Origin of the sequence: Synechococcus sp. R6-7 (genome assembly GCF_047461695.1) — a bacterium.
In the GTDB taxonomy this organism is placed as follows: Bacteria; Cyanobacteriota; Cyanobacteriia; order Thermostichales; family Thermostichaceae; genus Thermostichus.
This window is the reverse complement of the sequence record NZ_JANSHS010000171.1, coordinates 1-9,081: the sequence shown is the minus strand read 5'-3', so window position 1 is coordinate 9,081 and position 9,081 is coordinate 1. Positions and strand designations below refer to the sequence as shown.

Below are 9,081 nucleotides of genomic sequence, written 5' to 3'. Positions count from 1 at the left end.
GGAATCCCTGGTTCCCGGGATCCAATGCCCACCGTTGCCCCCCCGTGCTTGAGAGCTTGTGTGTTTATTTAAAGTTAATTCAAATGGCGATGAGACGGTAGCCAGTACAATAGCTCCGTTTGCGATAGTCATTCCGAACAAGTTTGGGACATTTGCCCTGCCTTCGATCTCTAACCGGCCAACACAAACATACCCCTTATCTGTCTCCCAAAGCAGACTAGGGGAACCTGGGATCCCCAAGTTGCTTTCCTGCAGTCTGAAACAACCATATATCCTGGCCCAGAGGGATCCTCATCTAACTTAATTGCCTCTATTTCCGATGCTGCTCCGGCAATTTGTCGGATTCATCCTCATCAGCGTTTTGTGCAGATTGAGATCCACATAACTCCAGACACCGCGCCTTTGCTTAGGTACGGGCTGAGAAGGGAACTTCCGGCTCCTCCGAGCCAACGATGTACGGGTCGTCTCCAAACGAAGTGTATTCGCTGTAGAGCTCGTCAGCAGTCATGCTGGGCCGCAAAGCCTCAATCAAAAACTCGTCGACGATACGCTTACAAGCGGCAATTGCGGCTTCGAGGGTCTCAAACTTTCCGTACTCGTACTCTTTATATTTCTCCACATAGTGGAAGTTGTCGGCAACCACCACAGTAAATGGGCGCGCTGGATCGGAGCCGGGCATGAGGTGAGGTCTAATGCTGCTGTTACTTCCGACATTATACATTTCTCTTAAGGGTTTATCAATTGTCGAAGAGAGGTTTCTAAAAATAAGATCTTCTTGAATCGTTTGCCAGATGATGGACAAACTCACTTGAAAATACTCATGGATCACAATATTCCGCATTCCCCGCATTTCGTCCCATGGAATTTCAGGATGCGAAGCCTCCACCTCTGGTGGAATGCCGCGAACTGCTTCACCAATAATTGCAAGATTATACAAAACTGCCCCAACTGTCTTTCGATCGACTTGAAATTCATCGAACGTGATGTCTTTTATAAACTCTCGGATCTCTTCAATCGCAGCTAGCACGTCTCTTACTCTGTTCTGCCAATCTCTAGAAGGCACGAACCACCTCCCGGAGAACGGATTCTTGCAGATAGGGCTTGAGGGAGTCAGGCGTACCTAGATCAACCGGACTCTCTAAAATTTCCTCTAGATATCGTTTCAAGCGTACAAAAGTGAACAATCCAACTGGACGGTCAAACTCTACTAGCAGATCGATATCACTGTCTGTTTGCGCTTCATCCCTTGCTACTGAACCAAAGAGCATTAGAGACTTTACGCCAAAGTCCTTCAGAGTGTTCTGGTGATTTGCCAGTAATGTAAGGACTTCCTGTTTTTGCATTACCCAACCTGCAATGAAAAGAAAAGTCCATTATGAATTATAGCTCACCTATTTCCTCTCAATTACGACTCAAACAAAGATTCATAACGCTTTGCAGGTCGCAGGCACAGTTGAGCCGAGGCACACCTTGCAGAGGACAGGGATCCCTGGGTTCCCGCAATGAGGGCATTTGAGCTTGCTCATCATCTTGTCTCTGGGTACATCTAACGGCACGCACATCTTGCCTTGCCATTAACAGCCAGTTCAAGAAACTTGTCGTCTTTGGGATCACGACACGTCGCCACGCGCTCTACAATCTCCACCAAGACGCCATCTCTAACAAAAGTGCTCAAGAACTCCATCCGTTCTTCCTCGGTTATATACCTTTCAAATCCTTTGCGCCGCAGGACATCGCTCAATTCTTCAACGGTCACACGTGAGATAAGCAATTTGTCTCTCTGTGTTGCCCTGTCAAAGACTTGACGAGTGACAGAACATCTCAACAGGAGCGCACTGATAACAACATTGGTATCAAAAACAAAGCATGGTTCATTCGACATTCAGCAGAGATTCCAGTATCTCAGGAGTTAAGCCACGCTCCTGTGCTTTTTGGCTGATTTCATCTATGACAACCTGGAGGGGACGCGGTGGTACGATGAGGTCGCGCAGCCAAAGGTTAAGTAACAACTGAAACTTTCTTTGCAGGTCAGCAGGAATTTGACTGTAAAGTCTCGCTGTATCTGCATCCAGAGGAATGGTAATCACTGTGTTCATCTTTCCAACTCCTCGATGTTGGATATTATTACACTTGAGATTAAGTCGCGCTGGCTAACGGCTAAGCTCACCTGCTACTAACAGCTTTAGGAACTGCTCAGAACATAACACTGGTTCAGGTGCAGCGACTCGTTATGTTGTGTAGATTTTACACCGATTGCCTTTGCTACCTGCAGACCCCAGCGCCCCTTCACCAACAACCTTGACTAGGCACAAGTCTAGCGCTGGCAACATAACGGCTAAACTCACCCGCCACCAGTATAGCTAAGCATACAAAGGTTGGCATGATATGGGTCGCTGGGCGTAGCCCCACATTGGTTTCCCAGAATCTTAAGGCGACAACCTTAACCTACCTAGCTATAGTTTTGGGTAATGACTAAAGTATAGCTTCAAGTCGGGTGCAGTGACTTGTTATGTTGCACTTACAATTGGTAGTAAATATTGATACGAGTTTCTAATTTGCTATTCAAAATCTTCATCATTAATCCTTTTCAATGAGGATTGATTGAATGCTTTAAAGGTTAGATTTGGGTACTGTTGCACAATAGCTCTCAATTCTTCAAAAACTGGGCTCGCACCCTCAACCCCAGTTACAACGCACCAGATACGCGCTCGTGTAAGTGCAACAAAGGCTTCGTTACGCTTCTGTAGTTCTGACTCTCCTCTCCAAGCTAATGGCTGGGTAGCACAATGAAATCTGCAAGCATAAACCTTCCACGCCTCATTGCCCTTGGCTCGGAAAATTGTTGAGATCGTGATGCAGTTATCCATGCGAAAGATATCCCGATTTGTATCAACACCTGCAATAACGCTTTGGATACCTCGCCTTGAGAGTTTAGATTTTATTGCTTCAAAGTACTGCTGTTCTTTATCACCAGTGGGGCAAGTAATCAACAAGTCCCAAGGGTCGAAGCCTAACTTCAGATCTTCCTCCACTTGTTGAGCAATCCATTCCTGCTCTTCCAACTCATCCGAAAAAGTCTGGATGCGTAAAGGTGAGCCTAAAGCGTCCTTGTGAGGAAAATCATCACTGTCTATGGGGTGAGGGCTGTTTTTTGCCTCGCGCGTAACTGTGACTGTTTTGCCAGCTTTGACACTTGCATCTGAAAAATCTCCATCCAGAACAGTGTAACCTAGTTTTTCCCAATCCTCTTTGTTACTCACTCCTTGCAAACAACCCTCTTGTCGCAGTAAGCCCATGTTGATAGCGTGAGCAGCCATGAGAAGCATTTTAGGTGTTCGGTAGCATCGGTTTAAATTGTGTGCCTTGCGCAGTCCTCCTTCGTAGGTAGGGCTGGTTATGGTTCCATCAGGAAGTTTGTTCCCACCTAAATCTACTACTGGTGTTCCATCTGGATTAAGCCCAAAGATATGCAAAGGACGAGGTACCGTCAGGGTTCCAATCCCCTGTGCTTCGTCGTATGCCCAATAAAGTCGTTTTGGGTCAGATAAACTTTTATAAGCTAATCGATAGAAGGATGGGGGCAAATCCTGTCCTTCGTCTATCAAGATCGCATCAAAAAGTACAGGTATGTTCGGTACCCTTTTCTCCAGATCATCGCAAACATACTCAAAAGCCTCTGATGGAGAGCAGTTGCGCCCCATCCTCTCTCTTACATCCTTGACACTCAGAGGACATATTCCCGATTTTTGGGCTAAGTCACGGTAGAAACCGTTACGCTCTTTTGAACCCCAAGCATGTAGTACTTGTACATTGTGCCAGTTTGGCTCTACATCTCCTTCATCCTGCCGAACCATTTCACGATAGTAAAGACTGATTAAACCTATGATTTGGTCGTAAAGTGCCTGTGTAAAAAACACAAAAGCAATTTTCCAGTCAGGGTGCGCGGCATGGATTTTTGCGGCTCTCTTGGCAAATAGAACGGTTTTCCCTGTTCCTGCTAATCCTCTAACACGCTGAGGGCCATCTGGAACCTCAAAAGCTACCTTTTGCTGTTGATCGTCCAGAAAACGAAGGCGAGATTCCAGATAATGGATGACTCTTACAGGATTTTCGGGTGGTGTTCCTGTGGGTATGGCTCTAGGTTCTTGTCTTGGTAGCGAACCGCCCAGTAAAGCAACGATGTTTTGCCACTGTTCATCAGATAGAGGACGCTGTGGTTTTTCGCAAGCGCCCAACTGTAGTTTTTCTCGGAGAGTCGATGGCTTGAGATCCTCCTCCAGCAAAACAACGCCTTGGGTACAGGGCAAGTCAGAAAATCCCTTATCTTGCCATTCTTGCCCTTTAACAAAGGGTAACACCACTCTGTAGTGTGAGGTGACCAGTCCTCGTGTTTCTCTTCGTTCTGCGAGTTTCGCACTTATTGCAAGCATGCCATCCTCAGCTTGAAGCATAGGCAATTCCTCTTCCCTATGCCAATTAGTCATTTTCCACTGATGCCCTTCGATACTTTCAATGTTAGCGATACTGCACCCTTTACACTCAAATACCCACAATCCTAAATCTCTGTGCATAAAGATAACGTCAGGTTCTCTGGTGAGATTGCCTGTGCGTTTAAAAATTGGATACCTAAAGTAAGCTACGCATGGCTCATTCTGAAATGTCTTTTTGAGGCATTCCCAAAACTTTTTCTCTGCTGTGTTTGGGTTAAGTGGAGCATAGTTCTGGAACTTACCTTCTGACATGCTGTCTCCAAATGACTAAACTAAATCTATTTGACTAATAAGACAAGCAATATAACGGCTGAACTCACCCGCCGCCAGCAGTTTTGGGTATTTCTCGAATTTTAACATCAGGTCGGGTGCAGTGACTTGTTATGTTGTGTAAATTTTTCCACCGATCGGTTCAACTACCCACAGACGCCAGCGCCCCTTCACCAACAGCCTTGACAAGGCACAGCTCTGGCGCTGGCAACATAACGGCCGAACTCACCCGCCACCCCAAACCAAGGATCCCAATCAGTAATCTACCTCAAGGTCGGGTGCAGTGACTTGTTATGTTGGGTAACCCATCAGCCCCAAAAGCATCAGGATCCCCAGCCTCGTTTTGTCCAAGTGGTGCGGAATGGACCCCAACGGAAGATTTTTCTGAATCGCCAGCTCATAGAGTGTGTTGTCCTTTCATAATCGCTTGCCAATTTGGTAACCGAGCACGGCGCCTGCCACGAAACCCCAGAAACCCAAAACTAATGCACCGACGATTCCGAGTATTAATCCGCCAAGGATGCCGTGGGAAGAATCAAATTTCTTTGACGGAGATGTGGGCGATGACTGAGTACCACTAGGAGTAGCACGTCTGCCCGAATAGATAGTATTAAAAACTGATTCGTCAGGTTGTGAAATTGGGCGTCGAATCTGTGGAGATGGCGATACAGACGGCTTGACTCCAAGCCATTGGCGAGCTTCTTCCTCGCCTGACAATATTTGAACTTGAGACGGAAGTTCGATTGTCATCTGTGGTCTGTCCCGATACCTACCAATTACGCCAGTAACTTTGACCCACTTGTGAACGAGAGAAAGAGGATCAACTTTATCACGGCGGAACTCAGCCAGGGAAGTCGACCACAAAACAAGTGTAAAGGTTTGGTGTGGGTAAGAACCGAAGTTGAGGAATATGTAAGGTTGTCCGTGCTTAGTTTGTGCAGAATGGTAATCGGTAATCAGTCCGATTACTTCCACCCGGTCGCCGATATGTTCTGAGAGTGAGCCAGAAAGAGAAGCGTCAATGACTGGATACTGGCTGCGCCTTTGGGGAACAGTAACGGCTGGAGCGGGAGGGCGGACTGTGATCTTTGGAAAGGTGAAGTTGCCAGAAATGAACTGATCAAGAGACGGAACTTTATCGAATTCGAGCCTGCAAACACCCCTGAATCTCTCCACAAGAGGGGCAAGTTGGGAGATTCTAGAAATGTCAATGAGAAGTGGAGATGACTCGACATCTGCAAAGTCATTTGAGCAAAATAGGATATTCTCGCTGTTGTTGTACTTGTGCCAGAGAGGGGGCGAAGCGGCGACCGCTGAAAGACCGAGATATATCACGATGGCCGAAAACCGGTCAATCGTTGAATTGTAATGAGCAGCGGTTCTTGAAGGATGCTGATAGTTAAGATGTCCGATCTCATTTGTCTTAAGGCTGGAGAGTTCGGGGAGGTAGAATCCATCGTAATCGATAAGGTAGAGCTTCCCTTGCTTGACGAGAATATTACCGTGCTGGAGATCCCCGTGAGCTACTTTGAGGCTTTCAAGACGTTCCACCAAATCGACAAACTCTGGAATAAGCTTAGAAATCACTCCAGGCGTAGAGATATTGCGGTCGATGAAGGTGTTCAGAGTTTCGCCATCGAGCCACTGCATCTTTATGATGGGATGCCACTGGCTGCCAACTCTAATTCCTTGATTAAGACAAATGGCCTTTACAAAAAAACCGTCTGCACAGGATTGCAGGAACCGTCCAATAGCTTCATAGCGTCTCTGCAAATCTGGAATGGCTCTGGTGAAACAGCGGACTGCCCAATGTTGCGAATGATTTTGGAGATGAAATGTGGTTGTGAACCCTCCGGAGTAAGGCTTAGGAATTCCGAACTGATCAGGTTCTGGGATGGAAACCTTTAATTCCGGATCGCTGAAAGCTGTGCTGGGGTTTTGAACTGCAGCTAAGTATTCATCGCCTCTTGGTAATGGCATAACAAATTCAGAGCCTCACTAAGAGTAAGGTGATGTCATCATTTTTCAGGCGGGTAGAACGACGCGCATCATTCGCCCACGCTTTGAATGATTCCTGAGGCGACGAATTCTCGGTAAAACCGTAGAGAATGTTCCAGGGCTTTTCATTGTTCTCATGCTCGGTGAGGAACCAACACGCGAGGGCATCTGTGGCAAGTAGCAAGAGATCGCCTGATTGCCATTCTGCAGTTTGGCGCTTGACTTTCTCCCAGAGTTGCGAATTGCGGGCCAAATTGGTGGAAAGCAAAGTCGGAGAACTTCCAAATTCGCTTGCGCTGGAAATGGGAAAAGAGAGGACAAGATCATCATTGCGGACTTGAAAGAGACAACTGTCACCGACTGCTATTGCTGACCAAGATCCCGATTCGTTTGAATCGTTTGAGTTTGAGGTGAGTTCGACGCCGAGCAGCGTTGCGAAGGCTCCAAGGCGAACCTTTTCTTCTGCAAACCAAGGCAATGGTCTACGGTTTACAAAAGTGTGCCATCGCTTCGATAATATTTCCGTGCGGGCCTGCAGAGCCTGGATGTTCGTGAAGCGTTCTTTGACAAAAGCACGAGTGAGCATCTTAGCCCAATCGGATGCAAAAGAACTCTCAGTTGCACCGTCGGCAATAGCTATTGCAAAAGTCTCCTGATCGATTATGCCATCTATTTTGGGGGCGAAAGCGTCCTCGTAATCGGCTTCTTCATTGCCAAGCTTTTGCAGCCAGAAATGGTGTAGTGAGAGTCTCATAGGTTCCAAAACTAGCGCAGATTGCTTGGACGCGTTCCAATATCCAAGAAACGAATTACCGAAACGATATCAGCGTTGAAAACAAACCCACGGCTTGCCTCCGAGATATGATATCCTTCCTGTTTTGCTGCATTCTGGATGTGTGTTGGCAGTATGCTCGACATACTGAAGAGTAAGCGGGCAAACTCATCGGGCAGTCCGCTATCGGAGTCTGGAAATTCAATAGGATTAGCCTTCTGAGAAGACAAGTGAACATTGAATAGCAAAACGTTACCATCAGAGCTCGCTAATGATTTGATTTCGTTTGCAGCATCAGAAGGGTTTCCATCTGTCGCCTCACCGTCTGTTATGTTTATCACAATGGGAGGAAAGCAGGAAGGGTGCTGGGCAATCCAGTCTTGAACGATCGTCTTGGCCTGCGTTAATGCTTGGCACATTGGAGTTCCTCCGTTAGCGACGGGATCAAACCAAATTGGGAACTTGATAGTCTGTTCCACGAGCCCGCCGGCTCCATCATCCACTTTCTTGCTACGCTCCTCGATTCGAGCCGGTGAATTTGCGATTTGGCTAATGGGTGATAAATCCTTGCCAGCGAGAGAGCCCATAAAGGCTGAACCGACTGAAGCACCATAACCAATTACGCCAACATAGTAATAGTCTCGAACTCCATCGCTCTTGGCACACTTGATGACTAAGTTTTGAAGCAGCTTGTTGATTGCATCGGAGACACCATCCGCTTTTCTTTTGTTTGGCCCACTACCACCGAACGGGTCTGACATCGATCCCGACTGGTCAATGAGGAACAAGAAACAACTCGGATTGGCTCGACTAATTTCGGCTTGATATGGCATTGCGATTTCCTTTCAGATTATTACATTATTAATTGTTGACTTGTAGAATGCAGAGCCGCACTTTCACATAACGTCTCGGCAAACAACGCCGCCGTTTTGCGAACTAGCTTCCGGTACTCGAATCGGGACGGCGCCATGGCGAAGGTGAATCCAAGAAGAAGGGCAAGCAGTCCCAGGGTTGCCGCTTGAATGCTCCCGATCTGAATTCGCGTCAGCTCGTTTTGTGCTTGGCGTCCTCTGCGACCGAGTTTGTACCCCGAGCCCGCAGCGATCACCGTGCATGCAAGCAGCGCGATGGCGATCAGTGCCACTGGTTGGTGACAGAGCAACTCGGTCGTCATTAAAAGCTCCCTGTCGCCTAACATGTGTTTCTGCAGCTAGATGACTGATAATCACCTAAGAAGCAGACTTTTCCATCGCCTAGTGTAATGCTGCCCTAATTTGTCTGTATAGTCAACATTTTGAGCGATAATTACCTCCAAAGGGTTTTTATCTGGCTGAATGAGCATTAACACACCTATACCTAGACCCAGAAAGCTCCTGGAGCAAGTCAGCTAGAAATCGCAGGAGCCTCGCACTGTACTCATAAAGTCAGTGTCGGGAGGAATGTGCGACTTCACTTGCCTTGTGCTATAATAACATTGCGGGCACCAGAAACGGTTATTTAAGGCACTGGTAACGGTCGATTGGGGCTGCTGTAAACCAGCCTAGAGGTTCG

At 47.2% G+C, this 9,081-nt stretch carries 9 protein-coding genes; all 9 read right to left on the bottom strand.

From position 1 onward, the window contains the following. Positions 1 to 406: 406 nt before the first annotated feature. Positions 407 to 1,063, bottom strand: coding sequence for a DUF86 domain-containing protein (locus NW815_RS05845; protein WP_414388685.1), 657 nt, complete (start codon positions 1,061 to 1,063; stop codon positions 407 to 409). Further along, positions 1,053 to 1,343, bottom strand: coding sequence for a nucleotidyltransferase family protein (locus tag NW815_RS05840; RefSeq protein WP_414329506.1), 291 nt, complete (start codon positions 1,341 to 1,343; stop codon positions 1,053 to 1,055). Before NW815_RS05840 ends, NW815_RS05845 begins: the two co-directional genes overlap by 11 nt. 203 nt (positions 1,344 to 1,546) lie before the next feature. After that, positions 1,547 to 1,882 carry a putative toxin-antitoxin system toxin component, PIN family gene (locus NW815_RS05835; protein ID WP_414388687.1) on the bottom strand — a complete coding sequence of 112 codons (336 nt, stop codon included), beginning with the start codon at positions 1,880 to 1,882 and terminating at the stop codon, positions 1,547 to 1,549. After that, positions 1,872 to 2,096, bottom strand: coding sequence for a hypothetical protein (locus NW815_RS05830; protein WP_414329510.1), 225 nt, complete (start codon positions 2,094 to 2,096; stop codon positions 1,872 to 1,874). The genes NW815_RS05835 and NW815_RS05830 overlap by 11 nt, the downstream gene beginning before the upstream one ends. A gap of 462 nt (positions 2,097 to 2,558) precedes the next feature. Then, complete coding sequence (locus NW815_RS05825; protein ID WP_414388689.1) at positions 2,559 to 4,742, bottom strand: DEAD/DEAH box helicase; 2,184 nt, start codon at positions 4,740 to 4,742, stop codon at positions 2,559 to 2,561. A 435-nt stretch (positions 4,743 to 5,177) separates the two neighbouring features. Further along, on the bottom strand, positions 5,178 to 6,740 hold the full coding sequence (locus NW815_RS05820) for a hypothetical protein (protein ID WP_414388691.1): 1,563 nt from the start codon (positions 6,738 to 6,740) through the stop codon (positions 5,178 to 5,180). A gap of 7 nt (positions 6,741 to 6,747) precedes the next feature. Further along, positions 6,748 to 7,512, bottom strand: coding sequence for a protein phosphatase 2C domain-containing protein (locus NW815_RS05815; protein ID WP_414388693.1), 765 nt, complete (start codon positions 7,510 to 7,512; stop codon positions 6,748 to 6,750). Positions 7,513 to 7,523: 11 nt separating this feature from the next. Beyond that, a complete protein-coding gene (locus NW815_RS05810; RefSeq protein WP_414373201.1) occupies positions 7,524 to 8,291 on the bottom strand; it encodes a hypothetical protein in 768 nt (255 codons plus the stop codon). A gap of 92 nt (positions 8,292 to 8,383) precedes the next feature. Continuing rightward, positions 8,384 to 8,704: a hypothetical protein gene (locus tag NW815_RS05805; RefSeq protein ID WP_414373199.1), complete on the bottom strand. Its 321-nt coding sequence runs from the start codon at positions 8,702 to 8,704 to the stop codon at positions 8,384 to 8,386. Between the last annotated feature and the right edge of the window lie 377 nt (positions 8,705 to 9,081).

Bases quoted from the DNA above. Each gene is read 5' to 3' on its own strand.
- NW815_RS05840 (WP_414329506.1), bottom strand. From the start codon at position 1,343: ATGCAAAAACAGGAAGTCCTTACATTACTGGCAAATCACCAGAACACT.
- NW815_RS05835 (WP_414388687.1), bottom strand. From the start codon at position 1,882: ATGTCGAATGAACCATGCTTTGTTTTTGATACCAATGTTGTTATCAGT.
- NW815_RS05830 (WP_414329510.1), bottom strand. From the start codon at position 2,096: ATGAACACAGTGATTACCATTCCTCTGGATGCAGATACAGCGAGACTT.
- NW815_RS05825 (WP_414388689.1), bottom strand. From the start codon at position 4,742: ATGTCAGAAGGTAAGTTCCAGAACTATGCTCCACTTAACCCAAACACA.
- NW815_RS05820 (WP_414388691.1), bottom strand. From the start codon at position 6,740: ATGCCATTACCAAGAGGCGATGAATACTTAGCTGCAGTTCAAAACCCC.
- NW815_RS05815 (WP_414388693.1), bottom strand. From the start codon at position 7,512: ATGAGACTCTCACTACACCATTTCTGGCTGCAAAAGCTTGGCAATGAA.
- NW815_RS05810 (WP_414373201.1), bottom strand. From the start codon at position 8,291: ATGTCAGACCCGTTCGGTGGTAGTGGGCCAAACAAAAGAAAAGCGGAT.
- NW815_RS05805 (WP_414373199.1), bottom strand. From the start codon at position 8,704: ATGACGACCGAGTTGCTCTGTCACCAACCAGTGGCACTGATCGCCATC.